General features: G+C 64.7%; 27 protein-coding genes. 7 read left to right on the forward strand and 20 right to left on the reverse strand.

The annotated features are described in order from the left end of the window. Window positions 1–250 precede the first annotated feature (250 nt). Complete coding sequence (locus CBW50_RS12855; RefSeq protein ID WP_086145928.1) at window positions 251–1,576, forward strand: ATP-binding protein; 1,326 nt, start codon at window positions 251–253, stop codon at window positions 1,574–1,576. Here CBW50_RS12855 and CBW50_RS12860 read toward each other — a convergent pair. The 8 genes from CBW50_RS12860 to CBW50_RS12895 all read right to left on the reverse strand — a co-directional run bounded on the left by CBW50_RS12860 (window position 1,573) and on the right by CBW50_RS12895 (window position 9,644). Further along, entirely contained in the window at window positions 1,573–2,916 is a 1,344-nt protein-coding gene (locus CBW50_RS12860) for an HD domain-containing phosphohydrolase (protein WP_226935863.1), read from the reverse strand. The two genes, CBW50_RS12855 and CBW50_RS12860, sit on opposite strands and share 4 nt — an antisense overlap. Then, complete coding sequence (locus CBW50_RS12865; RefSeq protein ID WP_086145929.1) at window positions 2,913–4,376, reverse strand: ATP-binding protein; 1,464 nt, start codon at window positions 4,374–4,376, stop codon at window positions 2,913–2,915. Before CBW50_RS12865 ends, CBW50_RS12860 begins: the two co-directional genes overlap by 4 nt. Before the next feature lie 14 nt (window positions 4,377–4,390). Next, entirely contained in the window at window positions 4,391–5,230 is an 840-nt protein-coding gene (locus CBW50_RS12870; protein WP_086145930.1) for an HDOD domain-containing protein, read from the reverse strand. Further along, complete coding sequence (locus tag CBW50_RS12875) at window positions 5,227–5,571, reverse strand: hypothetical protein (protein WP_086145931.1); 345 nt, start codon at window positions 5,569–5,571, stop codon at window positions 5,227–5,229. The genes CBW50_RS12870 and CBW50_RS12875 overlap by 4 nt, the downstream gene beginning before the upstream one ends. Continuing rightward, entirely contained in the window at window positions 5,568–6,434 is an 867-nt protein-coding gene (locus CBW50_RS12880; protein WP_086145932.1) for a response regulator, read from the reverse strand. Before CBW50_RS12880 ends, CBW50_RS12875 begins: the two co-directional genes overlap by 4 nt. A gap of 124 nt (window positions 6,435–6,558) precedes the next feature. Next, window positions 6,559–7,017, reverse strand: a complete 459-nt coding sequence (locus CBW50_RS12885; protein ID WP_139842494.1) for a hypothetical protein — start codon at window positions 7,015–7,017, stop codon at window positions 6,559–6,561. An 87-nt stretch (window positions 7,018–7,104) separates the two neighbouring features. Next, a complete protein-coding gene (locus tag CBW50_RS12890) occupies window positions 7,105–8,367 on the reverse strand; it encodes a DEAD/DEAH box helicase (protein WP_086145934.1) in 1,263 nt (420 codons plus the stop codon). Window positions 8,368–8,585: 218 nt separating this feature from the next. After that, a complete protein-coding gene (locus tag CBW50_RS12895) occupies window positions 8,586–9,644 on the reverse strand; it encodes a DUF4105 domain-containing protein (RefSeq protein ID WP_172404751.1) in 1,059 nt (352 codons plus the stop codon). A 184-nt stretch (window positions 9,645–9,828) separates the two neighbouring features. Between CBW50_RS12895 and CBW50_RS12900 the strand changes: the two genes are divergently transcribed. Further along, window positions 9,829–10,539 carry a hypothetical protein gene (locus CBW50_RS12900; RefSeq protein ID WP_086145936.1) on the forward strand — a complete coding sequence of 237 codons (711 nt, stop codon included), beginning with the start codon at window positions 9,829–9,831 and terminating at the stop codon, window positions 10,537–10,539. 34 nt (window positions 10,540–10,573) lie between these two features. Further along, window positions 10,574–10,930, forward strand: a complete 357-nt coding sequence (locus CBW50_RS12905; protein WP_086145987.1) for a glyoxalase superfamily protein — start codon at window positions 10,574–10,576, stop codon at window positions 10,928–10,930. Between the two features lie 2 nt (window positions 10,931–10,932). Here CBW50_RS12905 and CBW50_RS12910 read toward each other — a convergent pair whose 3' ends face one another. Continuing rightward, on the reverse strand, window positions 10,933–12,102 hold the full coding sequence (locus CBW50_RS12910; RefSeq protein WP_086145937.1) for a mandelate racemase/muconate lactonizing enzyme family protein: 1,170 nt from the start codon (window positions 12,100–12,102) through the stop codon (window positions 10,933–10,935). Between the two features lie 97 nt (window positions 12,103–12,199). Here CBW50_RS12910 and CBW50_RS12915 point away from each other — a divergent pair, with 97 nt between their 5' ends. Continuing rightward, window positions 12,200–13,159, forward strand: coding sequence for a LysR family transcriptional regulator (locus tag CBW50_RS12915; protein ID WP_086145938.1), 960 nt, complete (start codon window positions 12,200–12,202; stop codon window positions 13,157–13,159). A gap of 3 nt (window positions 13,160–13,162) precedes the next feature. Then, complete coding sequence (gene motA / locus CBW50_RS12920; RefSeq protein ID WP_076566560.1) at window positions 13,163–14,026, forward strand: flagellar motor stator protein MotA; 864 nt, start codon at window positions 13,163–13,165, stop codon at window positions 14,024–14,026. A 29-nt stretch (window positions 14,027–14,055) separates the two neighbouring features. Here the strand turns inward: motA and CBW50_RS12925 are convergent, their stop codons facing one another. The 7 genes from CBW50_RS12925 to CBW50_RS12955 all read right to left on the reverse strand — a co-directional run bounded on the left by CBW50_RS12925 (window position 14,056) and on the right by CBW50_RS12955 (window position 20,722). Continuing rightward, window positions 14,056–15,522 carry a PLP-dependent aminotransferase family protein gene (locus CBW50_RS12925; RefSeq protein WP_086145939.1) on the reverse strand — a complete coding sequence of 489 codons (1,467 nt, stop codon included), beginning with the start codon at window positions 15,520–15,522 and terminating at the stop codon, window positions 14,056–14,058. Window positions 15,523–15,531: 9 nt separating this feature from the next. After that, entirely contained in the window at window positions 15,532–16,116 is a 585-nt protein-coding gene (locus CBW50_RS12930; RefSeq protein ID WP_086145940.1) for a LysE family translocator, read from the reverse strand. Between the two features lie 294 nt (window positions 16,117–16,410). Next, window positions 16,411–16,647 carry a hypothetical protein gene (locus tag CBW50_RS28845; RefSeq protein ID WP_139842495.1) on the reverse strand — a complete coding sequence of 79 codons (237 nt, stop codon included), beginning with the start codon at window positions 16,645–16,647 and terminating at the stop codon, window positions 16,411–16,413. A 452-nt stretch (window positions 16,648–17,099) separates the two neighbouring features. Next, window positions 17,100–17,486 (reverse strand): hypothetical protein, encoded by a 387-nt coding sequence (locus CBW50_RS12940; RefSeq protein WP_086145942.1) that lies wholly within the window; start codon window positions 17,484–17,486, stop codon window positions 17,100–17,102. A gap of 103 nt (window positions 17,487–17,589) precedes the next feature. Continuing rightward, window positions 17,590–18,225, reverse strand: coding sequence for a Vat family streptogramin A O-acetyltransferase (locus CBW50_RS12945; RefSeq protein WP_086145943.1), 636 nt, complete (start codon window positions 18,223–18,225; stop codon window positions 17,590–17,592). 131 nt (window positions 18,226–18,356) lie between these two features. Next, the gene (locus CBW50_RS12950) at window positions 18,357–20,183 is read right to left on the reverse strand and encodes a DUF4153 domain-containing protein (protein WP_086145988.1); all 1,827 of its coding nucleotides are present in this window, start codon (window positions 20,181–20,183) and stop codon (window positions 18,357–18,359) included. Window positions 20,184–20,284: 101 nt separating this feature from the next. After that, window positions 20,285–20,722, reverse strand: coding sequence for a hypothetical protein (locus tag CBW50_RS12955; RefSeq protein WP_086145944.1), 438 nt, complete (start codon window positions 20,720–20,722; stop codon window positions 20,285–20,287). 83 nt (window positions 20,723–20,805) lie between these two features. Between CBW50_RS12955 and CBW50_RS12960 the strand changes: the two genes are divergently transcribed. Both CBW50_RS12960 and CBW50_RS12965 read left to right on the forward strand, forming a co-directional pair. Further along, entirely contained in the window at window positions 20,806–21,189 is a 384-nt protein-coding gene (locus tag CBW50_RS12960; RefSeq protein ID WP_086145945.1) for a MerR family transcriptional regulator, read from the forward strand. Next, the gene (locus tag CBW50_RS12965; RefSeq protein ID WP_157792291.1) at window positions 21,176–21,595 is read left to right on the forward strand and encodes a DUF4952 domain-containing protein; all 420 of its coding nucleotides are present in this window, start codon (window positions 21,176–21,178) and stop codon (window positions 21,593–21,595) included. Before CBW50_RS12960 ends, CBW50_RS12965 begins: the two co-directional genes overlap by 14 nt. A gap of 106 nt (window positions 21,596–21,701) precedes the next feature. Here the strand turns inward: CBW50_RS12965 and CBW50_RS12970 are convergent, their stop codons facing one another. From CBW50_RS12970 to CBW50_RS12985, 4 genes are all read right to left on the reverse strand, one after another. After that, a complete protein-coding gene (locus tag CBW50_RS12970) occupies window positions 21,702–22,343 on the reverse strand; it encodes a choice-of-anchor C family protein (RefSeq protein ID WP_086145947.1) in 642 nt (213 codons plus the stop codon). Between the two features lie 230 nt (window positions 22,344–22,573). After that, on the reverse strand, window positions 22,574–23,878 hold the full coding sequence (gene aceA / locus CBW50_RS12975) for an isocitrate lyase (protein ID WP_086145948.1): 1,305 nt from the start codon (window positions 23,876–23,878) through the stop codon (window positions 22,574–22,576). 354 nt (window positions 23,879–24,232) lie between these two features. Further along, complete coding sequence (rraA, locus tag CBW50_RS12980) at window positions 24,233–24,727, reverse strand: ribonuclease E activity regulator RraA (protein ID WP_086145949.1); 495 nt, start codon at window positions 24,725–24,727, stop codon at window positions 24,233–24,235. Window positions 24,728–24,765: 38 nt separating this feature from the next. Then, window positions 24,766–26,004 carry an MFS transporter gene (locus CBW50_RS12985; protein WP_086145950.1) on the reverse strand — a complete coding sequence of 413 codons (1,239 nt, stop codon included), beginning with the start codon at window positions 26,002–26,004 and terminating at the stop codon, window positions 24,766–24,768. Between the last annotated feature and the right edge of the window lie 9 nt (window positions 26,005–26,013).

A 26,013-nucleotide genomic window follows, 5' to 3' on the forward strand; every position in this document is an offset into this window, starting at 1 on the left:
GCGCTGCTCGACACGGCCGTCGCCACGGCCTCGGACCAGGGCTGGCGCCGCCCGCTGCTGGCCTGGCTGGGCGTGCAGCGCCTGCGCGCCGAACAGGCGGGCGACGCGCAGGCGGCACAGCGCATCGCGCGGCGCATGGCCATCGTGGAGCAGCCGCCGGCGCCCTGAAGAGGGCACCGGCAAGCCCAAGGCAGGCAGAATCGGGCATAATCGAGCCAGGATGACATCAGTGCCGTGCAGCCAGCGAGGTATGACGATGCAGTTCGAGGATTTCGACTTTTCCACCCCCGAGCCCGGCAAACACGGCGGGGACAGGCCTGGCGACGGCGCCCCGGCCGCCACGGCCGTGCGCCTGCAATACCTGCTCGACAATACGCCCTCCATCATCTATTGCACCGTGCCCAGCGGCGACTTCAAGATGACCTTTGTCAGCAACAACGCCCTGAACGTGCTGGGCTACCAGCCCGAGGACATGGTGGCCGACCCCAATTTCTGGTTCGACCACATCCACCCCGACGATGCCCCCGGCATCTTTTCCAGCCTGGCGCAGATCTTCGTCGAAGGCGCGCGCGCCTATGAATACCGTTTCCGCGTGCGCGACGGCAGCTACCTGTGGATGCACGACAGCCTGCGCCTGGTGCGCGATGAGCACGGCGTGCCCTTCGAGGTGATCGGTTCGCTGACGGATATCACCGAACGCAAGGGCATGGAAGCGATGCTGCAGGCGCGCGGCGAGGAGCAGCAACTACTGATCAGCAAGTTGCAGGAAGCGCATGACCAGCTGCTGCAATCGGAAAAAATGGCCTCCATCGGCCAGCTGGCGGCGGGCATCGCGCACGAAATCAATAATCCGATCGGCTTCGTCAATTCGAACATGAGTTCCCTGCAAGGCTATGTCGCCACCCTGTTCGACGTCATCGCCCAGTATGAAACGGCGCTGCGCGAAGCGCCCGGCCTGGCAGCGCGCGTGGAGCAGGTGCGCGCGCAGGCCGACCTGGGCTTCCTGCAGGACGATATCGGCGACCTGGTCGGCGAATCGATGGATGGCTTGAAGCGCGTGCGCGACATCGTGCAGGCGCTGAAGGATTTTTCCCACGTGGGCGAGACGGACTGGCAGGTGGCCAGCCTGCACGCGGGCCTCGACAGCACGCTGAACATCGTCGCCAACGAATTGAAATACAAGGCGCGCATCGAGAAGCAGTACGGCGAGCTGCCGCCGATCCTGTGCCTGGCCTCGCAGCTGAACCAGGTCTTCATGAACCTGCTCGTCAATGCGGGGCAGGCCATCAGCGGCGAAGGCGTGATCAGCATCCGCACCGGCCATGCGGGCGACTGGGTGTGGGTGGAAATCGGCGACACGGGCGCCGGCATCGCCCCCGAGCACCTGAACCGCATCTTCGAACCGTTCTTCACCACCAAGGCCGTCGGCAGCGGCACGGGCCTGGGCCTGTCGCTCTCCTACGGCATCGTCAACAAGCACGGCGGGCGCATCGAGGTGGCCTCGGAAGTGGGCCAGGGCACGCGCTTTACCGTGCACCTGCCGCTGCAGCCGCCCACCGCCGCCGCGAACGCCTAGACGTCCTTCACGGGCGCATACACGCGGATGCTCAGGCGCCCGCCATTCTTGCCTTCGAAATCGAGCAGCTGGGCGATCACGCGGGCCGTCAGCACGTGTTCGGCCGCCAGCAGCATCAGGCCGTCCCTGCTGATCAGGTCGCGCGACAGCACCATGCCCGGTTCCAGCTGGCCCGACAGCACGGTCAGGTCGCGCGCCGGCGGCTCCGTTTCTTCCATGATGCCGCGGAAAGCGGCCACCACGGCCGGGTCGTAGCGCTTGCCGACGCTGTCGTAGATCAGGGTGCGGGCCTCGTCGGCGCGCAGGCTGCGCTGCACCATGGCGCCGATCTGCAAGCCGTCGTAATCGGACGCCAGCGCCAGGATGCGCGCGCCCAGCGGAATGGCCAGGCCCACCAGGCCATCGGGAAAGCCGCCGCCGTCGAAGCGTTCCAGCTGCGAACGCAGGATCACGGAAACGGCGCGCAGCTCGTCGAGCGCCATCAGCAGCTGCTCGGCGCGCAGCGGATGCTTGCGGAAGGCGGCCAGCTGCTCGCCCGTCCAGGCGCTGGCCGGCAGTTCCAGCACGTCGTCACTCAGGCTGAGCTTGCCGATATCCTTGAGCAGGGCCGCGATGAACACGTCGCGCGCTTCCTGCCCTTCCAGGCCCAGCGCCTGCGCCAGCTTGCGCGACAGCTCGGCCACCCTGCGCGCATGGCCGGCCAGCTTGCCGCCGCGCATCTCGATCAGGTTGGAAAACACCTTGATCGTCGTCACGAACGTGGTCTTCAGGCGCTCGTTGGCCGCCTGCACCTCGTCGTGCGACTGTTTCAGCTGCTGCGTGCGCGTGGCCACCTTCGCCTCCAGGCTGGCATTGAGCGCCTGCAGCTCCACGTTCTGGCTGGCCGTCAGCGCTTCCAGGCGCCGTTTTTCCTGCTCCAGCGCGCGCCGCTCCAGCGCATGGCGCACCACCAGCACGATATCGTTCTCGTCCCACGGCTTGGTCACGTAGCGGTAGATCTCGCCCTGGTTGATGGCGTCGAGGATGGACTGGATGTCGGCATAGCCGGTCAGCAGCAGGCGTATGGTGCCGGGCCAGCGCTGGCGCACCTGGGCCAGGAACTGCGCGCCGTCCATCTGCGGCATGCGCATGTCGGAGATGACCAGGTCCACCGTCTCGGCCTCGAGCAAGGCCAGGCCGGCCGCGCCGCCGTCGGCCGTCAGCACGCGGTAGCCGTGCGGGCGGAACAGCCGGCGCAGCGACGAGAGGATATTCGGTTCATCGTCGACGCACAGGATGGTCGGCGGCGCGGCCGCGGCGCTGGTGCTGGTGCTGATGCTCATGCTGTCCTGTTCGGTCATGGTGCGACGGCCTGCGCCTGGCGCACGGGCAAGGTGATGCGGAAGGTGGTGCCGCGGCCGAGGCAGCTGCGCACGTCGATGCGGCCATGGTGCTTCTGCACCGTGGTGTAGGCCAGCGACAGGCCCAGCCCCGTGCCCTTGCCGATGGCCTTGGTGGTGAAAAACGGGTCGAAGATGCGCGACAGGTGTTCGGGCGCGATGCCGGCGCCATTGTCCTCGACCTCGATCCACACTTCGGCCGCATTGTCGCTGCCCGTGCGCAGGGTGATGCGCCCGTGCGCCTCGCCCATGGCGTGGGCCGCGTTGACGACCAGGTTCATGATGACCTGGTTCAGTTCCGACGGCTGGCACTCGACGTCGGGAATGTCGCCGAACTCGCGCACCACGTCGGCCTTGTACTTGACCTCGTTGTTCACGATGTTGAGCGTGGTGTTGATGCCCTGGCGCAAGTCGGCCCACACCCATTCCTGGTGCGCGTCCGTGCGCGAAAAATCCTTCAGGTCCTGCACGATGCGGCGCACGCGCGCAATGCCTTCCTTCGACTCGCCCATCAGCAGCGGAATGTCGGTGCGCAGGAAATCGAGGTCGATCTGCTCGCGCAGCGCGCGCAGGCGCGCCGCCACCACGGGGTCGGCGACGGCCGGCTCGGCATCCTCGTAGGCGTCGAGCATGCTGAACAGGTCGTCCAGATACCCTTCCAGGGTGCCGACATTGGAAAACACATAGCCGATGGGATTGTTGATCTCGTGCGCCACGCCGGCGGCCAGCTGGCCGATCGAGGCCAGCTTTTCCGACTGCAGCAGCTTTTGCTGGGCCAGCGACAGCTTGCTGTTCAATTCCGTCAGGGCAAGGTTGCGCTCGCGCAACTCAAGGTCGGCGATCTGGCGCTGGCGGATATCGTCGGCCAGGCGCTCGTTCATCTCGGCCAGCTGGGCCGTGCGCTTGGCCACCAGGTGTTCCAGGTTGTCGTGCGCCTTGCGCAGCGCGCTCTCGGCATTGCGCCGCTCGCTCACGTCGCGCAGCGTTTCGATGGCGCCCACCAGCCGCCCCTGGCGGTCGCGCAGGGGCGCCGCCGTGAAGTGCAGCCAGTGGCCGTCGGGGCCGATATCGGCAAAGAAATCCTCGGCTTCGTAGGCGCCGGGAATCACGGAAGAACGCTTCAGCTTGCCAAGGTAGAGTTCATTTTCGCCCAGCGCGATATCGTCGGCCACCAGCAGGTCGGCAAGGCAGGCGCGCGGCTGCGGATAAAACGCCTTCCAGTGGTCGCGCGTGCCGACCATTTCGGCGGACGTAAAGCCCAGCAGCTGTTCACAGGCGCTGTTCCAGTGCGTCACCACGTGGTCCGTGTTGATGGCGAAGGTGGCCACGGGATGGCCGTCGAAAAACGCCGACAGCGCGATGGTGTCGCCCTGTCGGCGTTCCGGCGTGGCGGGCAGCGCCTGTCCTGCTTCTGTTTCCATGGCCTCTATCCTGTTCATGCCAGCATGATCCGCGACATTTCATCGAAGGTGTGTTCCGTTTGCCGCAGCAGCGCCAGCCAGGCCTGCTCGTCCAGCGCAACGCCGCGCCAGGCCGCCGGCGACAGTGGCGGCACCAGTGCATCGTCGGCGCCCGCCAGGTCGAGCCCGAGGACGATGGCGTTGGCCATGTGCACGGCCAGCGGCAGGCCGCCCGCTTCCAGCCGCTCGATGGCGTGATGGTCGGCCACGGCCTGCTGTATCGTGGCGGGAAACTTCCAGTAGGCGGCCAGGGCGCTGCCCACCTGCGCATGGTCGATGCCGATGACGGCAAGTTCCGCCTCGGCCATCTGGCAGTCATGGGTCTGGCGGTGGCTGCGCACGAGCGCGTGCTCGGCCGGAAAACGCGTCACCAGCACCAGGGTGCCCAGGTCGTGCAGCAGGCCGGCCGTGAAGGCCGTTTCGGGATTGACGCGCAGGTGCGGCGCCAGCAGGCGCGCGGCGACGGCGGTGGCCAGCGAATGGCGCCAGAAGGCCTGGAAATCGAAGCCGTCGCCCACCGGCGCGAAGCTGCCCGTCAGGGCGCAGGCCGTGACGACGGTGCGGATGCTGTGAAAGCCCAGCACGGATACGGCTTGCGGAATGCTGGTGACCTTCGATTGCATGCCGTAGAACGAGGAATTGGCGATGCGCAAGGTTTTCGCCGCCAGGCCCTGGTCCAGTTCGATCTTTTGCGCCAGCACATGGACGTCCGTGTCATCCTGGTCCATGCTCGACAGCAGTTCCAGCACCACCACGGGCAGCGAGGGCAATTCCTGTATCTGGCGGATGATGTGTTCAAAACTGAGCCGTGTCATGCCGCGCTCCCTTGCCGGTAGCGCTGCAGCAGCGCCAGCAGTTGCGACCCCGCGGAACCTGGCGGCGTGGCGCGGAACAGCACGGCCAGGCGTTCCAGGCGGCGCAGGCGTTCCTGCTCGGCCTGCGCCTGCGCGGCGGGGTCCGGCTCCTCGTCGGCGACGACGTGGCAGCGCTCGACATTGCGCCTGCGCAAGGCCGTCAGGCTGGCCGCCGTCAGGACGGCGCCCTGGGCCAGCAGCACGGCGCCGCCGGCGTCGTTCAGCGCCTGCGCCAGCACCATGCCTTCCTGCGCTTGCTCGATGGAAATCTCGCGTCCGCTCTCACTCACGCTTTCACTCATGTATCCGCTCCATGACGACTCAGGGTGACCAGGCTGCCGCGCGAGCGCGAATGCAGGCCCATGGGGTGGACGGCCACGGCATATGGCTGGCCGTCGATGGCGGCCAGGCAGGGCGCGCCCTGCCCGTCGAACAGCTGCGGCAGCACCAGCGCCGCCTCGTTGCCCAGCAGGGCCGCGCCCCGCTCGAACAGGTTGGCCGCCGCCGCATTGATGAAGGCAATCATGCCGTCCTCGTCGAGTCCGATCACGGGCAGCGGCAGAAATTGCAGCAATTCGCGCGCGATGCCCAGGCTGACCTCGTCGCGGCTGATCTGGTGCTGCTGCTGGCGCACCAGCGCCTGCATGGCCGCATTGGCCGCCGCCAGGGCCAGGTTGGCGTCGCGCAACTGCGCGTTAAGGCGCACATTGTCGTCGTCGATGCCCTTCAGGCGGAACGCTTCGGCGATATGCTCGCGCAGCTGGTGGTCTTCCCAGGGCTTGGTGAGGAACTTGAAGATGGCGCCTTCGTTGACGGCGTCCGTGACGGCCTGCAGCTCGGTGTAGCCCGACAGCATGATGCGGATGGTCTGCGGACGCAGCAGCTTGGCCTTGCGCAGGAAGTCGGCGCCCAGCATGCCGGGCATGCGCTGGTCCGAGACGATCACGTCGACGGCATGGCCGGCCAGCACGTCCAGCCCTTCCTGGCCGCTGCCGGCCGTGAGGATCTGGTAGCCATCGCGCCGCAGCAGGCGCTTGAGGGAAGCGAGGATATTCGGTTCGTCATCGACCAGCAGCAAGGTGCGCGGCTGCGCCACGGGCGCCTGCCCGGCGTCCGCCGCCAGCACCGCCGTGACCGGCATACCGTGCTCGTCGTGCAAATCCATCGGAACATCCTCTCATCGCCACGGCGATATCGGAGCTGCCTGGAGGGGGAATCGGCCGCGCGGCACCATTGCGCGGCAGCCAGCTTGCGCTGAAATTATACGACTAAATATTCCTTTTGGACATTTATCCGCGCCGTGGCGGGCACGGCATGTCGCGGTAAAACATAAAGCCGCCCAGGCCGATGGCCTTGGTGTCGGCTTGCACGCCATACACCAGCGTATTCTTGTCCGCCTCGATGCGCAGCAGATTCTGGTGCTGCACGATTTGCGCGTGGGACAGCTCCAGCGAGGGCGTCGGCGCCAGCGCCAGGCGCAATTCGCCCCTGGCGGCGTCATACGCCCAGCGGCCCGGGTTATAGAAGGCGAAGCCGCCGTCGAAACGCAGGCTGCCATCGCTGAACTGGGTCAGGCAAATGCCGGGAAATTCGCTGGGCGGGTTGTACCAGGTGGCGGCCACGGCCGCATCGGCCGGCGTCTTGCCCGGCATCCGCATGCCGGCCTTGTCACCGTTGCCGCCCATGCCGGCGCAACCGGCCAGCGCCAGCGCGCACGCCAGCGCGCCCGCGCGTTTGATGCATGTCATGTGCATTCCCGTCCCCTTGCTTTATAGAAACACAATCTTAGTCCGGGAAACCTGGCCTTTCAAGCGGCCAGCGCACATAAGGCGCATTTAATTGCCTGCGGCCGCCTTCGCAGCCATGGCAGCGGCCTCGCGCAATTTATCCTTTTTGCTCTTGCGCGCGCCCTTCACGCCGCCGTTCACCGTGTCCGTGGCGGGGTTCGCGGGCGTGGGCAGTTCCGTCGGCTCGAAGCCGGCCACCACTTCGCGCACGATGCGCAAGTCGTTGCGGTTCTCGATCAGGCGGAAATGCGCTTCCGTGTCGGCCGTGACGAAACTGACGGCCGTGCCGCTTTCGCCGGCGCGCCCCGTGCGGCCGATGCGGTGCGTGTAGTCGACGGCCGAGCGGGGCAAGTCGTAATTAACGACGGCCGGCAGGCCGGCGATATCGATGCCGCGCGCGGCCACGTCGGTGGCCACCAGCACCTGCAGGCGGCCCGCCTTGAAATCGGCCAGCAGCTGGCTGCGCGTGCCCTGGCTGAATTCGCCGTGGAAGGCGCCCACGTGCAGGCCCGCGCGCTGCAGCTTGTCAGCCACGTGTTCGGCCGCGTATTTGGTGGCAACGAACACCAGCACCCGCTCCCACTGCTGCTGCAGGATCAGGTAGCGCAGCAGCTGGGTGCGGCGCGGCACGTCGACGGTGATGGCGCGCTGCACGATGTCGGGCTTGTCCTGCGGTTCGGACGCCACCTCGATGCGCACGGGTTCCGCGAGCAGGCTGTCGGCCAGCGCCTGCACGCTGTCGGGGAAGGTGGCGGAAAAGAACAGGTTTTGCCGTTTCGCTGGCAGCAATGCCAGGATGGCGTTGATTTCCTCGCTAAAGCCCATGTCGAGCAGGCGGTCCGCTTCGTCGAGCACGCACAGCGACACGCCGCCCAGCTTCACGGCGTTTTGCCGCACCAGGTCCAGCAAGCGGCCCGGCGTGGCGACGACGATGTCGGCGCCGCCGCGCAAGTCCATCATCTGCGGATTGATCGACACGCCGCCGAACAGCACGGAAATCTTCAGTTTGACGGGCAGCGGCCTGGCCAGCGCGTGCACCGTCTGCCCCACCTGCGCCGCCAGCTCGCGCGTGGGCACGAGGATCAGCGCGCGCACCTGGCGCGGGCCGGAAACGGGCGCCATCAGCGCCTGCAGCAGCGGCAGCGCGTAGGCGGCCGTCTTGCCGGAACCCGTCTGCGCGGCGCCCAGCACGTCGCTGCCGCGCAGGATGGCGGGAATGGCGGCCGCCTGGATGGCCGTCGGCGCGGCATAACCGGCCTTCTCGACGGCGCGGACCAGGGCGGGAATCAGACCCAGGGAGGAAAATGGCATAGCGGGCCTTCTTTATTCGTAAAGTGAGACCGGCCGCGAAAGGCGGCCGGTCGGAATAGCGACAGTATAAGGCAATGACCGTTAACACCCAACCAAACCTGCCGCGCGTCGGCATAGGCGGCCAGCGATGCTCACTGTCCTATTCGTACAGTTCCGCTTGTCGGCGACCTCTTCCTGCCGCTCGCCACGGTTTGATGGGGCGTCGTTGCGACAGCAGATCATTGCTTGGGCATTTGCAGCTTCGGGTAGCCCGTTTCATCGTAGCCCGGCATGCCGCGGCGGATCGCGTGCGAAAAGTCCGCATCGTCGTTGGCCGCCCGCGCGCGCGCCGTGACGTGGCCGCCCTCGCGCAGCTGCTGGAAGCTCAGGCCGGGCACCAGGCCCTTGACGTCGAACAGATAGCGGTCCAGGTAGCCCGAGGCCAGCAACCGGTAATCGAGCGGCAAGCCCGGCACGATGCGGCGCACCATCTCGAAGACGATGGTGGTGCAGTTGGCCGTCAGGGTGTTGTAGAACTGCGGCTGGGCCTTCAGCGCCTGCGCCTCGTCCAGGTAGGCGAGAAACAGCGAGCGCATGGCCGCCTTCGGCATCATCACGCGGTACAAGTGCATGTCCTCGCCGCGCGCATTCGTGCGCACGCGCAGGATGTCGCGCTCGTCGGCGGCCACCAGGCTCATTTCAAAATGCTTRAAAAAACCGCCGATGGCGGAAAAGCTTTCGCCCTTTTCCTTGCGGATTTCGATGGAAAACGTCAGAAAGCGCCCGTCGGCAAAGCCGAACGAGATCAGCGTATGCGCGATATAGGGCCCCGTCCAGTACGACAACGCCGCGTCCACCGTGCGCAGTTCGTCGAGGTCGTAGCTGCGCTGCTCCCACTTGACCGTGTAATCGTCATCGCTGCGCCAGTCGAAATTGCGCACATTCTCCACGGTGACCAGATTGCCCTTGACGGTGCCCGTGACGTTGCGCGCCACGTCGTCGGCCCACACGCGCTCCTGCCTGGGCGCGATGAAGCTCCACCACACGAGCAGCAGGATGAAGCCGGCCGCATACGGCAGCAGCACGCGCGCGTCGCCGCGCATCCACCACAGCGCCACGCTGGCCACGCCCAGCGCGGCCCACAGCAGCGCGCCGATGGCTTGCGCGGCCGTGCCGCCGGACAGCTGGTACCACAGCGCCAGCGCGCCCCACAGAGCGGTCAACAGGAGAATCAGGGAAACGGCCATTTTGCCGACGGTGGCCAGCACGGAGCGGGCACGCAGTGAGAAGAAAGTCATGCCCCGATTATACGGGCAAGCGCAGGAAGAGGTGCGTCCGGGCAAGTGCAGCTGCAACAGGCCCGGCCGTGAAAACATTGCTTGCCTGCCAATTTATTTCATGAGAGCATGTTGCAAAAAATAAAATGTATAGACAAGGCATCCTGTCACCGCAGCGCAGCCTTGCCGATTTCCGGAGACACCTTTGCAAGCCCCTTCCCTGTACGCCCTCGCCGGCAGCCTCAATTCCCTGTTCATCGTCGTCAGCCTGTACGGCCTGTGGTCGCAGCTGCAAAAAATCTGGCGGCGCAAGCGCGATGCCGGCATCGGCGCCGGCCAGACGACGGACATTTTGTCGATCAACCAGTTCACCGTCAGCTTCCTCGCATATTGCGCCTTCTTCGTCTACGGCTATTCGATCACGCCGTTCAACCACTACATCGTCTGGCCCCGTCTGCTCGCGTCCCTGATCGCGCTGGCCATCCTGTTTGAAATCGAGCGCGACCGCCGCAGTCTGACCTCGCGCAATGCGCTGCTGGGCTGCGCGCTGCTGCTGGGCGCGGGCGTGGCGGGGCTGGCCTTCGGCCCCACGTTCAGCGATGAAAAGAGGCTGATCTCGCAAAGCCTGATCGTCGCCGTCACCGTGCTGCTGGCGCAGGGCTATGCGCACCAGATCCGCTTGATCTGGCGCTCGGGCAGGACGGGCGCCGTGTCGTTAAAGATGAGCCAGTTCATTCTGGCGATGGATGTCAGCACCATCTTCTTCGCCTGCGTCATGGGGCTGGAAACGGGCTGGCCCCTGCTGCTGCTGGCCTGCGTCAGCGCCACGACCAAATTGATCATCATGTGGCTGTTCCGCTGGGAGAAGGCCAGCCCCGCCGCACGCATGAAGCGCCAGGCGCCGGCCTGCGGCTAGAATGGCGGCATACCCACCTGTCGAAAGCACCGCCATGCATGCTGCCATCCCCATCCTGCGCATCTTCTCGGAAGAAAAAGCGCGCGAGTTCTACCTCGGTTTCCTCGGCTTTACCCTGGACTGGGAACATCGCTTCGAGCCTGCGGCGCCGCTGTACCTGCAGGTGACGCGGGGCGATCTCGTGCTGCACCTGTCCGAACACCACGGCGACGCCACGCCGGGGTCGGCGCTGCTGATCCCCGTCGACGACGTCGCCGCCCTGCACGCGGAACTGCAGGCCAGGGATTATCCGTATGCGCGGCCCGGCATCCGCGACGAGGACTGGGGCCGCGTCCTGGAAGTGGCGGACCCGTTCGGCAACAAGCTGCGCTTCTGGCAGCGCAGCGAGTAAGGTTATTGCCCGCTCAGCGCCCGCATTTCCGCATACAGGTTCGCCTTGCCCTCGAAGCCGATGCCAACCAGCTCCGGCATGGTGATGTGGCCGTTTTCCACGCGCACGCCGTCGGGGAAGCCGCCGAACGGCTGAAACAGGTCCGGATACGACTCATTGCCGCCCAGGCCCAGGCCGGCCGCGATATTCAGGGACATCTGGTGGCCGCCGTGCGGGATGCAGCGGCTGCGCGACCAGCCGTGCTGGTGCAGCATGTCCAGCGTGCGCAAATACTCCACCAGGCCGTAGCTGAGGGCGCAGTCGAACTGCAGCCAGTCACGGTCGGCGCGCATGCCGCCATAGCGGATCAGGTTGCGCGCATCCTGCATGGAAAACAGGTTTTCGCCCGTCGCCATGGGCTTGTCGTAATAGCTGCGCAGGGTGGCCTGCAGCTCGAAGTCGAGCGGGTCGCCCGCCTCCTCGTACCAGAACAGGTCATATTCACGCAGCGCCTTGGCGTAGGCGATCGAGGTGTCGAGGTCGAAGCGCCCGTTGGCGTCCACGCACAGCTTCTGCCCATCCTGCAGCACCTCCATGATGGCGTCGATGCGGCGCAAGTCCTCGTCCAGCGAGGCGCCGCCGATCTTCTTCTTGACCACCGTGTAGCCGCGGTCGACATAGCTGCGCATCTCGTCCTGCAGGGCGGACAGGCTCTGGCCCGGGTAGTAATAGCCGCCCGCCGCATACACGAACACCTGCTTGCCGGGCACGCCCGTGCCGTGGCGCTCGGCCAGCAGCTGAAACAGCGGTTTGTTCTCGATCTTCGCCACGGCATCCCAGACGGCCATGTCGATGGTGCCGATGGCTACCGAGCGCTCGCCATGGCCGCCCGGCTTTTCATTGGTGTACATGCAATCCCAGACCTTGTGCGGATCGAGGTTGCCGCCGTCGTCCGTCACGAGACTGGCCGGATCGGCGTCGAGGATGCGCGGGATGAAACGCTCGCGCATCAGCATGCCCTGGCCGTAGCGGCCATTCGAGTTGAAACCGTAGCCGACGACGGGCTTGCCGTCGCGCATCACGTCCGTGACGACGGCCACCAGGCTTAACGTCATCTTCGTGAAATCGATGTAGGCGTTGCGGATGGGCGAAGAGATGGGGATGGTCTTTTCGCGGATCTCGACGATTTTCATGCGGCTCTCCTGTGCTTGAATGGTGACGCCAGCTTAACCGCGATATACAGTCGTATAATCGACTGCAATTTAAACCATTTTTCACTTCAAGTTAATAATGAAAAGCGACGCCACCACGGAAATGGCCTTCTTTGTGCTGCTGGCCAAGCTGGGCAGCCTGTCGGCCACGGCGCGCGAGCTGGGCATCACGCCGCCCGCCGTCAGCAAGCGACTGGTGCTGATGGAACAGCGCCTGGGCGTGCGTTTGCTCAACCGCAGCACGCGGCGCATCAGCCTGACGGGCGACGGCGAAAATTATCTGCAGCAGGCGCGGCAGATCCTCGACGACATCCGCGCCATGGAAGAATCGCTGGCCAGCGGCAGCGCCGAACCGAAGGGATTGTTGCGCGTGAATGCCACGCTGGGATTCGGGCGCACGGTGATCGCGCCCCTGCTGTCGCAATTCGCGCTGCGCCACCCGCAGCTGGAAGTGCAGCTGCAGCTGACGGACAGCCCCATCAACCTCGTCGAACAGGCGTACGACCTGGGCATCCGCTTCGGCGACTTGCCCGACACGCGCTTGTCGGCGCGGCGCATCATGTCGAACCGGCGCTTCCTGTGCGCCTCGCCCGCCTACCTGCAGGCGCACGGCACGCCGCAAACGCCCGAGGAGCTGGCCCGGCACCGCTGCATCGTGCACCGGCAGAACGACGACGCCTACGGCATCTGGCGTTTGAGCCGTGGCCGCGCCACCCACACGGTGAAGGTGCGCGGCACGGTGGCCAGCAACGATGGCGACGTGGTGCTGGGCTGGGCGCTGGACGGCCACGGCATTCTGCTGCGTTCGGAATGGGACCTGGCGCGCTACCTTGACAGCGGCCGCCTGCGCGTGGTGCTGGCCGACTATACGCTGGCGCCGGCCGACCTGTACGCCTACTACCCGAGCCGCCACCAGCTGCCCGCCAAAGTGCGCGCTTTTATCAATTTTCTCATCCAGCAGCTGCAGCCGGAAGCGGCCACGACGGCGGAATCGGGTTACACTACAATATTGCGATATGGCAATATTATGAAGGAGTAGGTTTTGCTAGTCATACTCGGATTTCTCGTCGTGCTGTTTTCCGTCTTCGGCGGCTTCGCCATGCAGGGCGGCCATCTGGCGGCCCTGTTCCAGCCGCTGGAACTGCTGATGATCGGCGGCGCCGCGCTGGGCACCTTCTTTGTCGGCAATGACGCCAAGGCCATCCGTGCCACGTTCGCCGCCATACCCACCCTGTTCCACGGTTCGCAGTACACGAAGGCGCGCTACATGGAGCTGATGGGGCTGATGTATGAAATCCTCAGCAAGATCCGCAAGGAGGGCCTGATGTCGGTCGAGGACGATATCGACGACCCCTACCGCAGCGCCATCTTCGTGAAATACCCGTACACGCTCGGCGACGAGCACATCCTGGAATTCATCACCGATTATCTGCGCCTGATGGTGTCGGGCAATATGGACGCCTACCAGATCGAAAACCTGATGGATAACGAGATCGAGACGCACCACGAGGATGCGGAAATGCCGATCCAGACGATTTCGCAGCTGGCCGACGCCATGCCCGCCTTCGGCATCGTGGCCGCCGTGATGGGCGTGGTGCACACGATGGCGTCCGTCGGCTTGCCGCCGGCCGAGCTGGGCGTGCTGATCGCGCAGGCGCTGGTGGGCACCTTCATCGGCATCTTGCTGGCCTATGGCTTCATCGCCCCGCTGGCCAGTTTGCTGCGCCGCAAGCACCATGAAACGGCAAAGATGTACCAGTGCGTGAAAGTGACCTTATTGGCCAGCCTGAACGGCTACGCGCCCGCGCTGGCCGTGGAATTCGGCCGCAAGGTCATTTCCGCCACCGAACGCCCCTCGTTCAGCGAACTGGAAAACCATGTGCGCCAGGTGCGCACGAAGAACTAGCACGATGGCTGAACCGCCCCGGCCGGTGCTCAGGACTTGCCCCCGATGCCGGCGGCGGCGCTGGCGCGGGCCAGGCTTGAGCGCGCGCCAGCCACGGCGCGCAGGCGTTCTTCCAGGTAGGCGCTCACGCGCGGATGCTGGCTGAAGGCGACGTTGAAGCGGATGTGCCGGTCGGGCGTGTCGTTGGCCGAGAACGCGGCGCCGCGCATCAGCAAAATCTTGTTGCGGTAGGCGTCCTGCACCAGCAAGTCCACGTCCAGCCCTTCGGGCATGGAGCCCCACAGGAAAATGCCCGCATCGCCGGGCTGCTCGAACAGCACGCCCGCCGCGCTCAGCTGTCGCGTGCTGGCGTTGCGCGCCACCATGATCTTGCGTTGCAGCCGCTCCAGGTGCTTGCGCAGGTTGCCGGCCTTGAGTACTTCCAGCAGCACGTATTCGTTGAGCGCAGGCAACGTCATGATGGAATGGATCTTGCTGCGCATCAAGGGCTTGAGCAGGGCCGGCGCCGCGGCCAGGTAGCCCATGCGCAGGGCCGGACTCAGCGCCTTGCACAGGCTGGAATAGTAGATCACGCCGTCCAGCCCGGACAGCGACGCCAGCCGCGTGCTGTGGCCCGGCTGGAAATGGCCGTGCACGTCGTCTTCGGCGATCAGGAAGCCATGCTGCTGCGCCATGATCAGCACCTTGTGCAGGTTGGCGGCGCTGCTGCTCCACCCGGTGGGATTGTGCAGGGCCGTCTGCATGAACAGCAGGCGCGGACGGTGCGCGCGGCAGGCCGCTTCCAGCTCGTCCAGGTCGAGGCCGTCGGGGCGGCGCTGAATCGGCACCAGGCGCACGCCGTCCTGGCGCAGCCTGCCGAACATCAGGAAGTATCCGGGGTCTTCCACCAGCACCGTATCGCCGGGCTGCAGGAAGGTGCGGCAGATCAGGTCGATGGCATGGGTGCCGCCGAACGTGGTGAGGATGTGGCTGGCGTCCGCCGCGATGCCGATGCCGCGCAACAACAGCGCGATCTGCTCGCGCAGTTCGGCCAGCCCTTGCGGCGGACAGCGCGAGGCCATGCCGGCCGCGCTGCGCGCCAGGCCGCGTTGCACGGCGGCCGCCGGCAGCGCGTCCTGCAGCCAGGTGGGCGGCAAGGCGCCGCTGCTGGCCAGCAGCACGCCCGGCCGCTGGTCGTTCACTTGCTGGCTCAGCCAGACCGGCTCCTGCTCCTGTCCCGCTTCCAGCGCCACCTCGTCGGGAATGGCGCGGCCGGCGTCAGCCGGTGCGCAGACGAAGAAGCCTGTCGTGCCGTGCGTATCGATGACGCCTGCAGCCACCAGCCGGTCATATGCGACCACCACGGTGTTGGTGCTGACCGCAAGCTGCGCGGCGAGCTGGCGGATCGACGGCAGCCTGGTCCCGCCAGGCAGCACGCGTTGCGCGATCTGCTGGCGCAGTGCGGCCTCGATCTGCTGGAACAGGGCGACGGGTGAGGAGCGGTCGATGGCGAACATGGCGCAAGTCTAGCGCAAAAACGTCAGGGCGAGGAGCAGCAGGATGGCGCCCATCGCCAGATTGAAGATGCGCTGGTTGCGCGGCGCTTTCAGCACGCCGCGGATCGACACGCCGAACAGCGCCCACATGGCGTTGCACGGCATGCCCACCACGGTGCCGGTCACGGACACCAGCAGCGCGCTGGCGAGCATGTTGCCGTGCGCAGGCATGAAGACCGACGCCATGGTGACCGCCTTGATCCAGCTCTTCGGGTTCAACGCCTGGAACAGCGCCGCCTGCGCCAACGACACGGCCTTCGGCGCGCTGCTTCCCGCCACCGAGGCGCCGGCCAGCTTCCAGGCCAAGAACACCAGGTACAGCGCGCCCGCGATGCGCAGCAGCTGCTGCGCCATCGGGTAGGCAACGAACACGCTGCCCAGGCCCACGCACATGAGCATGGTCTGCACGAAGATGCCGGCCTGGATGCCGAGGATCACCGGCAGCGCCCCCCGATAGCCGAAATTGGCGCCGGTGGTGGCCAGCATGACGTTGTTCGGCCCGGGCGTGGCCGACATCACAAAGCAATAGCTCATCAGGGGCAGGAGTTCGGTCATGGCAGGCAGTCGCAGCGTGGAGAAGGCCCCAGTCTAGAAGCGCGGCACGTCAGCGACAAGGCACAAGGCGGCGCGTACAGGCACATGCTGTATCAGTCGGGCGACGGCTACAGCGGCGACAGGGGCCGCCCCACCCAGGCCCCTGCCACGCCCCATCGGGTTCTCATATGCCTGGGACCATGGAGCAAAACTGGGCTGGCGGTGGCGCTTTACCTAAATGGCACCGTCTGCTTACGCCCTATTGCAGACGTTGCAGTAGCTGAGCCGTAGCGTCGATAGCTTGCCTTAGCGTGCTTAAGGGGTCTCGGACTTGAGCGCCGGATGTGCAGCGAACTCTTCTGGATACCATTTCTCAAGCAACGCAAGCGTAAGCTCCCCAATCGACTGCGCAGCCTTCTCGCGACCTTTGCCTGCCAGTTCTGTAAGTGGCAATTCCATTTCAAGCGGATGCTGTCGATTTGCGTCTCGCTGATGAGTTATGACAAGTTCGCCAGCTTGGTTAATGCAGAACGCTAGGTATGGATGATGCATGTTATTGCTTCCGTGGCAGGCTAATCTTAAGCCGTGGTTGTCTTGAAACTGCGCCCTGAGTCTGGACGTCCGCTTTTGGCCGATAACGGAAGCACTACGCGGTTCTCCAAATTGATTCGAACTCTTGATGGGAAATCACACTATACCCTGACTCTGATAAATCGAGAGGCTTTTCCGAGATCCCGCCAAATTCGTCGCTCTCATGCTCGGCACCATAGCAAAGCAGCGGACCAGAATCATACTGTTCAATTTGTCGGGTAACCCAGCCTGCACCATCGACTTCAAAGTACCACCAGGACGTGCCCCATGCATCGTACCTGTCACTACCAGTCTCTTCCCCGTGTCTTTTTACGTAAGCTGGCATACTTGAATTGCGTAGTGAACGGAAACTAACGTCAGTCGCCCGCTTCCGGCCGATTGTTACCATCAAATAATGGATCTTTCCCACAAACTTACGCGCATCCAAACGTCTCTAGGGAGCCAGCGAGTTTGTAGTCGGTAATTCCATAAAGTTTCTTTAGTAATGCATCGATCGCTTGAAATAGCATGTCAGGGTCAGCTGACTTGTACTGAACACATGCCAGCCGGCCGGGCGACCAATCGATGATCTGTGCAGGCTGAAGTACTGCAAAAACGTCGGTGATGAGTGAGACCGGTGAAGAATTTTCCGTATAAGAGAAATCCATGTAATCGCCGTAGATCAGTATCCATACGTCAGGACGCCCAACAACGCTTAGTCTCGCGTAAAACTCCCTTGATGGAAGCTCACCATGGAGATGTAGGCTGCCAAAGGCTGCCTGCAAGATCCGGCGAACTTCTTCTTTTGATTCCTCTTGCATTGCTAACCCTACTCAGCTGATGAATGAATTTAATGCGCTGCATCTCGCATGTTTGCACAACCGTCTGCTGCCGGCCAAAGCCGGCACGGCATCGGCCACGTCCTCAGCGGGCGGCGGCATACAGCGCGTCCACGTCCCCGCCCCGGATCAGGTCGAGGTGCCTGCCTATCCATTCTGCCGGACGGTCCCACCAGGCAATGTCCAATAGCCGTTGCACGGACGCGGCATCGAAGCGCTCCCGGACGACACGTGCCGGATTGCCGCCGACGATGGCGTAGGGCGGGATGTCGCCTGTGACAACCGAGCGCGCGGCAATGATGGCGCCATCGCCGATGCGTACCCCGGGCATGATGAGTGTGTCGTAGCCTATCCACACGTCGTTGCCGATAACCGTATCGCCCTTGTAGGGCAATTCGCCCCCGACTGGCCGTGCAGTTTCCCATCCATTGCCAAAAATAAAGAACGGATAGCTGGAAATCCCGTTCATTTGATGGTTGGCGCCGTTCATGATGAACTTCACCCCGCGCGCGATGGCGCAGAATTTGCCGATTCTGAGGCGGTCGCCGATAAACGGGAAATGGTACAGGACATTGTCTTCGAAATGCTTGACGCCGTCCGGATCGTCGTAATAGGTGTAATCGCCGATTTCAATGTTGGGGCGGGTGAGAATATTCGTCAGAAAGCAGATTTGCGGGAATCCAGGCATTGGATATGCAGTGTTCGGATCAGGACCTTGCATGCTCTCTCCATATTGCATATTCCGGCTGAAGTACGCCATGGCAGACGGCCGGAGTCGCGGATCCCACGAAGCCATTGTCTTAATGATAAGTAAATGCTTCTATCCGGCGCCTCCGGCCCTCTTGCGGCCGTTTACGGCGTTGGCGGCGTCGCCGCCGTCTCCTCCGGGCAGCTGAGCTCGTCCTCCGGCGTATACAAGGTCATCGGCACGCGCTGGCCGTCCACTTCCAGCTCGCGCACCTTCGGCGGCACCAGCTGGAACGCGCCCGCCTGCAGTTTTTCGCGCAGGGGCTTGCAGCGCAGGGCATCGGTGGGGATTTGCCCGCGCGCGGTCCAGCTGCCGTCGTCTTTTTCCGCCAGCAAGACGGAAGAGGCGCGCGGGTCGTTGCTGATCAGCAATACTTCCTGTTTGCCATCGCCGTCGAAATCGAGCAGGTAGGCGTCGCACTGCTGCCCTGCCCGCTTCAAACAGGCGGGCAGGCGCCAGGCCGGGCCCACTTGCGTCCAGTCCTGGCGCAGGAAGCTGTCCGGCAGCTTCGCCGTGGCCGGGCGCAGGGTCAGGTTGATCGACACATCGCTCAGCGCGCCCGTCTCGTCGAGGCGGTTCTGGCGCTTGAGCATGGCTTCGGCGCGGGCCCGCACGATGGCGGCGTCCGCTCCCGTCGAGCGCGTCTTGAGTTCCTGCAAGGCGGCCTGGCCGTAGCGCGCGCCCTCGAAGCGCAGGTATTCGAAATCGAACTTGTCCACGCCCACCTTGCCGCTGTCCAGGCGCGCCATCTGGCTGGCCACGGAAATGCGCGCCGGGTCGGCCAGCGGCGAGAACAGGGCAAACAGCACCAGCAGGGTAACAAAAGCGGTGGCCACGTTGACGTTGGCGATCAGGTGCAGCCAGTCGCCATATTTGCTGGCCGCCCAGGCGTAGCCGATGGCGTAGCAGGTGGCGATCAGGAGGCAGGCGCAAGCGATCAGGCGGTCGGACGTCCAGCCATGCGACATCACGCGCAGGGTCAGCGCATAGATGGCGATGCCCACCACCCACGGCAGCAGCAGGCACGCCAGGCGCGTGCCCAGGCGGATGCCGCGCGCCACGCCATGGCCCACTTCGCCATTCTGGAAGGCGGCATTGATCAGCACCACCAGCACGCCGGCCATGCCCAGCAGCACGGACGCCGCATGGCGCGTGGCCCACAGGCGCTCGAAGCCGATGAAGGGCAAAGTCAGCAGGAAGCCGGAGACCAGCACGGCGGCAATCGGCATCAGCCACGACAGCAGCACCAGCAGCAGGGTGCGGATGCCGCGCACGATGGACGGACGCACGTCCGTGATGTGGATGGCGAACGAAAACGCGAAGCAGATGACGGGAATCACGAACCAGGCCCGGCCCAGCAGCTTTTTCAGGAAAGTCAGCTTGATCAGCAGGAACAGCTGCCCGCCCAGCCACAGCACCAGCCACAGGCCCAGCACGAACAGCAGGGAAAACAGCAGCTGGATGCCCAGCTTCCAGGCGATTTCAAAATAAGTCGGGTAGCGGGCGATGCGCCGGCCATCCTGGGCGCTGGCCAGCACCAGCGCGTGGGCAATATACAAGCCGACGACGCAGAAGCCGAAGAGCTGGGCGGAAATCACGCGCAGCGGCGCGCCCGGCTTGTAGTTGCCCCAAATCACGTGTTCGGCCCCGCGCGCCACGTCGTGCCAGGCCAGCACGGCCAGCACCGCGGCCGCGCCCGCCATCCACATGGCGATGCGCTTCGCCGACATATGGCCCAGGCTGGAGACGAGCAAAATGGGCAGCAGCAGGCACACCAGCATCAGGGGACCCAGCAGGTAGGCTTCCGTGGCGGGCCAGACCTTGTCTTGCGCCGTGCTGTACAGCCAGTACAGCAGCAAGCCTTGCAGCAGGCCCGTCACCAGGCGCGTCACTGCGATGCGGGGCGCCACCACCGGATCGAGCAACGCCATGTTTTTTCCTGCCGCATCCTGCTGCATAATCATTCCCTTAGAGTCGTTCATTGCAGTCATTGTTGCACTGCGAGCACGGCCATTATTGCATTTCGTTATCGTCATCTCAACAGCGATTCGCGCGCGCGCCCTTCCCGCCCGACTCCGGTGCCGCGCAAAGGCAGGCTTTGCGCGAGGCCCCAGGCCAGTTCCGGCACGAGGAACAGCCACAGCAGGGGCTGGCCCGTCACCAGCCAGGCCCACGCCATCCACAGGGAAAACAGGTAGCGGGCCGCCGCGTCATAGCGGCCGAAGCGCGGCTGCGGGTCGAGCGTGCGCAGCACCGACCAGACCAGCACCACGCTGCCCAGCAAGCTGCCGATGAGTACATGAAACGGTCCGAAGACGGGCAGCGGCACGCCGCCCAGGCGCACATTGAGGTCACTCAACTGCTCGCGCAGCAGCAAGAACGTCCACGGCGTGGTAAACGGGGCAATCAGGAGCAGATCATAAATGGCGCTGGCGCGCACCAGGCGGCGGAAGGCGGAAACGGACAACATGGAACACTCCTGTCTGTGGAAAGCGCCCATGATCAGGCCTGGAGTACACTCCAGGGTCAAGCATTTTATGAAAGAAAAGAACCATGCAGATCGGCGAGATGGCACAGGCGACAGGCTTGAGCCGCGATACCCTGCGCTTTTATGAAAAACGGGGCTTGCTGCGCGCGCGGCGCGGCGCGAACGGCTACCGCGACTACCCGCCCGAGGCGGCCGACTGGCTGCGCTACCTGCGCACGGCGCAGCAGCTGGGCTTTACCCTGGCGGAAATCGAGGCCGACATGCCGCTGCTGGCCGCCGCCGGCGATCCGGCCACGGCGGAACTGCTGCGCGCGGCGCTGGCGCGCAAGCTGGGCGACATCGACGCGCGCATCGCGGGGCTGACGCAGCTGCGCGGCGAACTGGTGCGGCGTATGGGGCCGCAGATGGCGGCCTGTCCACTACGGGGTGATGCCGATGCACGCCACTAAACTACTGCCGTGGCTGCTGTTGCTGGGCGCGGGCGGCGCGCAGGGCGCCCCCCTGGCCTGCGGCGACTTCCTGTCCCGGCAGGGGCAGAAGCCCGCCTACATCGTCTACCAGGGCTGCCGGCAAAACAGGGAACGCCAGGACCAGCCGTTCGAGGCCCGCTATCAGGTGGACGGCAAGCATGCGCGGCAGGCGGAAGCCTACCTGCGGCGTACGTATGGCTTGCCCAGGCTACAGCGCTATTGCTGCGTCTGGGACAGCACGCCCCATTCCTGGCGCGACCGCCGCACGGGCTACGGCTATGTATTAGGCATGGCCACGGGCGAAACGCCGGTCAGGACGCGTGACGCCTGGCCGCAGATCGGGCGCTTTTTCGTGCAGGTCGACGGCTACGCGCAAGACCCATGAAAAGCAAAAACCGCCTGTGCGTCGCAACAGGCGGTTTTGAGTTGGGACAAGGCCGGACTTCGAGCCTGTCCCGGTAGATGCATACATCCCCTGCTGGGATAGGCTCTTATCTGGCGGCCTTGCGGCGGCGCAGGAAACCCATCAGGCCCAGGCCGGCCAGCAGCATGGCATAGGTTTCCGGCTCCGGCACGGCGGCCATCACGGAAACGTTGTCGATGACGGCGCCCGAGTAATTGTCGAACGGCGTGCCAGCCTTCGCGGCGCTGGCAAACGACAGCGTCGCCAGGCCGGTGGACGCGGCCGTAAAGCTCAGGGTATTGCTGTACAAGGTGTTCGAGGCGGCTGCCGTCGAATAGAAGTTTTGCGCCACGCCGCCGAAATTGACGGCCACGCCCTGGCCGGCAGGGCCGCCCGGATTGCGCGCCATGTCAAAGGCCAGGTTGTAGGTCTGGCCGGCCACGACATTGAAGCTTTGCGACAGGAAACCCGGGCCAGGCGTGCCCAGCATGTCGATGCTGTAGCCGTTGATGGCGTTGTAGGCATTGCGGATCAGGTCGACCGAGGAAGCGCCCACCGTCCAGCCGCCGATGGCCGAGGAACCGCCGTTGACGACGTGAAAGCCGCTGGAAAACGTGTATCCGGGCGCGACCGACTCAAAATCGCCATTCGTGATCAGGTTGACGGGGCTGGCGCTGGCGCTGCCGGCAACGAACAGGGCAACAACTGCGGCGATGGTGGCGATTTTCATGGTCTGATTCCCTTGCTTTGATGACATTTAACTTACCTTAATGAAATCATATAGGAGCTCGCGGAAAAACACAAAGAACTTTCCAAAAAAATATTGAATGTGGATATTTTGTAACGAATCAAGCCTGCAAAATGGCCGGCGCCACACAAAAAAAACCACAGCGGCCGGGGCGCGCTGTGGTTTTTTACTGGGCGGGGATGTGCCTCCCCTGCCCGCCTCCCCGCACTTCCTTAAATCTGGGCAAGCTGCCTGGCGTCGAAGAATTGCTCGTCTTCCGTCGAGCCGTGCAGTGCCGTGGTGGAACTTTGCCCCTGCTGGATGGCTTGCGTCACGGCGTCGAAGTAGCCGGTGCCCACTTCGCGCTGGTGCTTGACGGCCGTAAAACCTTTTCCCGCCGCTGCAAATTCCGCTTCCTGCAACTCGACGAAGGCCGACATCTGTCTGCGGGCATAGCCATGGGCCAGGTTGAACATGCCGTAGTTCAAGGCGTGGAAGCCGGCCAGGGTGATGAACTGGAACTTGTAGCCCATGGCGCCCAGTTCCTTCTGGAACTTGGCAATGGTGGCGTCGTCGAGGTTTTTCTTCCAGTTGAACGAAGGCGAGCAGTTATAGGCCAGCATCTTGCCGGGAAACTTCGCATGCACGGCGTCGGCGAATTTTTTCGCAAACAGCAGGTCCGGCTTGCCCGTTTCGCACCAGACGAGGTCGGCATACGGCGCATAGGCCAGCGCGCGCGCCACAGCCTGGCCGAGGCCGGGACGCGTCTTGTAGTAGCCCTCCACCGTGCGCTCGCCCGTGCAGAAGGGCCGGTCGTTGGCATCGACGTCGGACGTCAGCAGGTCGGCCGCTTCCGCATCCGTGCGGGCGATCACCAGAGTCGCGACGCCCATGACGTCGGCAGCCAGGCGCGCCGCCGTGAGCTTTTCCACCGCCTCGCGCGTGGGCACCAGCACCTTGCCGCCCATGTGGCCGCATTTCTTGACGGACGCCAGCTGGTCTTCGAAGTGCACGCCGGCCGCGCCCGCGTCTATCATGGCCTTCATCAGCTCATAGGCGTTCAGCACGCCGCCGAAGCCCGCTTCCGCATCGGCCACGATGGGGGCGAAGAAATCGATGTCGTCCTTGCCTTCCGACCACTGGATCTGGTCGGCCCGCGCCAAGGTATTGTTGATGCGCCTGACGACGGCGGGCACGGAATTGGCCGGGTACAGCGACTGGTCCGGATACATTTCACCGGCATTGTTGGCGTCGCCTGCGACTTGCCAGCCAGACAAATAAATGGCTTTCAAGCCCGCCTTCACCTGTTGCATGGCCTGGTTGCCCGTCAGCGCGCCCAGCGCATTGACGAAAGGTTCATTGCCCAGCAGGTGCCAGAGTTTTTCCGCGCCCCGCCGCGCCAGCGTGTGTTCGACCTGCACGGAGCCGCGCAGGCGCACCACGTCGGCCGCCGTATAGTTGCGCACCACGCCCTGCCAGCGCGGATTGCCATCCCAGTCTGCCTGCAGGGCCGCTGCCTGCTGTTCACGCGTTGCCATGGCGCTCTCCTGTTCATTGCAAAGTTAAAAGTGACATCCATTGAGCCAATAATAGGCCGGTTTGTGCGCAGCAGCAATAGTCTTATATAAGACACATAAGTAAAAATTCCCCCCATAAAATCATATGGTTATTGCTGGTTTTTCATGATGCGGAAGGATATTTCTCTGCATGAGACAGCCGCCGCCGCGTCGCCCGCCACGGCATTCCGTCATGTGGAATGCCATCCGCCGTGATGAAAAGCGCTGCCTGTCAGCAGCATAGCGCCCGCTTCGCCAGGGAACTTGCGCGGCGACAAGCGGGACAAAAAAACGCGCCGGGCGGCGCGTTGGAGACACCACAGCAGGGAGGCAGGCTCAGTCGAGCTCCTGGCGCGCCACCAGCACGCCGTCCGCGTCCGCATAGATCCAGTCGCCCGGATGCACGGCCACGCCGCTGATATCGACGCGCACGTCGCGCTGGCCCGTGCCCGCCTTGTTGCTCTTGCGCGGATGCGTGGCCAGGGCGCGCACGCCGATCTGGCAGACATTGATTTCCTCGCTGTCGCGGATGCAGCCGTGGACGACGATGCCGGCCCAGCCATTGCTTTCCGCCAGCACGCCCAGCTGGCCGCCCACGAGCGCGCGGCGCAGGCTGCCGCCGCCGTCGATCACCAGCACATGGCCCTGGCCCGGCGTTTCCAGGGTGCTGCGCACGAGGGCGTTATCCTCGAACACTTGCAAGGTAGTGGCCGGGCCGCTGAAGCGCATGCGCTGACCAAACGCGCGGTACACGGGCGGCAGCACGGCCAGGGCGCCGTCGTCGAGCATGGCCGCGTAGTCGTCGCACAGGTCGGTGGTGGCAAAAGTCATGCTATCTCCTCGTGAAATAGTATCGGATGGCAACGATTCTATGCCTTTTGCAGCGCCGCGGCACGCGTTTTCCCGCCCACGCCCACGGCCGTGGCGATGGCCAGCGCCTGGAACAGGCCTATGCACACGAACAACAGGGCCGGATGGTTGCCATCCATCAGCGCGCCAAAGAACAGGGGGCCGACGGCCAGGCCGCTGTCGAGGCCCGAATACACGACGCCATACACGCGCCCCGTGGCATTTTTCGGCGCCGCCGCGCGTATCATCAGGTCGCGCGACGGCCCCGCCACGCCCGACGTCAGGCCGATGGCGCCCATCAGCACGACGGCGCCCCAGGCCGGCACCACGGCCATGGCCAGCAGCACGGCCAGCAGGGCGGCGGCGGAGAAGGCGATCGCCACGTTGCGGTCAGGATGCCGGCTGCGCGCCCCCACCACGCCGCCGGCCAGCATGCCCACGGCCGAGGCCAGCATGTAGGCCGTGTAGGCGCTCGTCGCCAAGGCCAGGCTCATGTCGTACAGCTTGACGAGGGCCACGCTGGCAAAGCTCTGGATACCGCCCAGGGCGATGGCGGTGATGAAGAAGAAGGCAAAGCACATCCACACGGCCGGCAGGCGCAGGAAGTCCAGGGTGCCTTCGCCGCCGCCCGCCTGGCCCGGCGCCGCCTTTTTCAAGGGCTCGGGGCGGATGGCGTGGCGGTTCAGGAACAGGATCAGCAGCACGGCAAACGGCAGCACGGCCGCGCACTGCAGCGCAACGCGCCAGTCGTAATGGCTGGCGACATAGGTCATGAACAGGGGCGACAGGGCCCAGCCGATGTTGCCGCTGATGCCATGCACGGAAAAGCCGTAAGCGACGCGGGCCGGCGAGACGCGCTGGTTGAGGATGGTATAGTCGGCCGGGTGGAACACGCTGTTGCCCATGCCGGCCAGCATGGCGCCCAGCATCAGCGCCGCATAGCTGTGCGCGGTGGACAGGGCCAGCGCCGACACGCCCAGCAGAAAAACGCCGGAAAACAGCACGGCGCGCGCGCCGAAGCGGTCGACGACAAAGCCGGCCAGCGCCTGGCCCACGCCCGAGATGATGAAAAACACCGTCATCAGCAAGCCCAGCTCCGCATACGACAGGCCGAAAGCGGGCTTCAGCCAGACGAACAGGGCCGCCAAAATCAGGTGGTAGAAGTGCGAAATACCATGCGCCAGGCCCACCAGGGCGATGACGCGCGCATCGCTGCGCAAGGTTGGCGGCGAGTGCCTTGCCGAGTTAGTTGTTATCATGTCATACCC

The organism is Janthinobacterium sp. GW458P (assembly GCF_002127585.1).
Classification (GTDB): Bacteria; Pseudomonadota; Gammaproteobacteria; order Burkholderiales; family Burkholderiaceae_D; genus Janthinobacterium.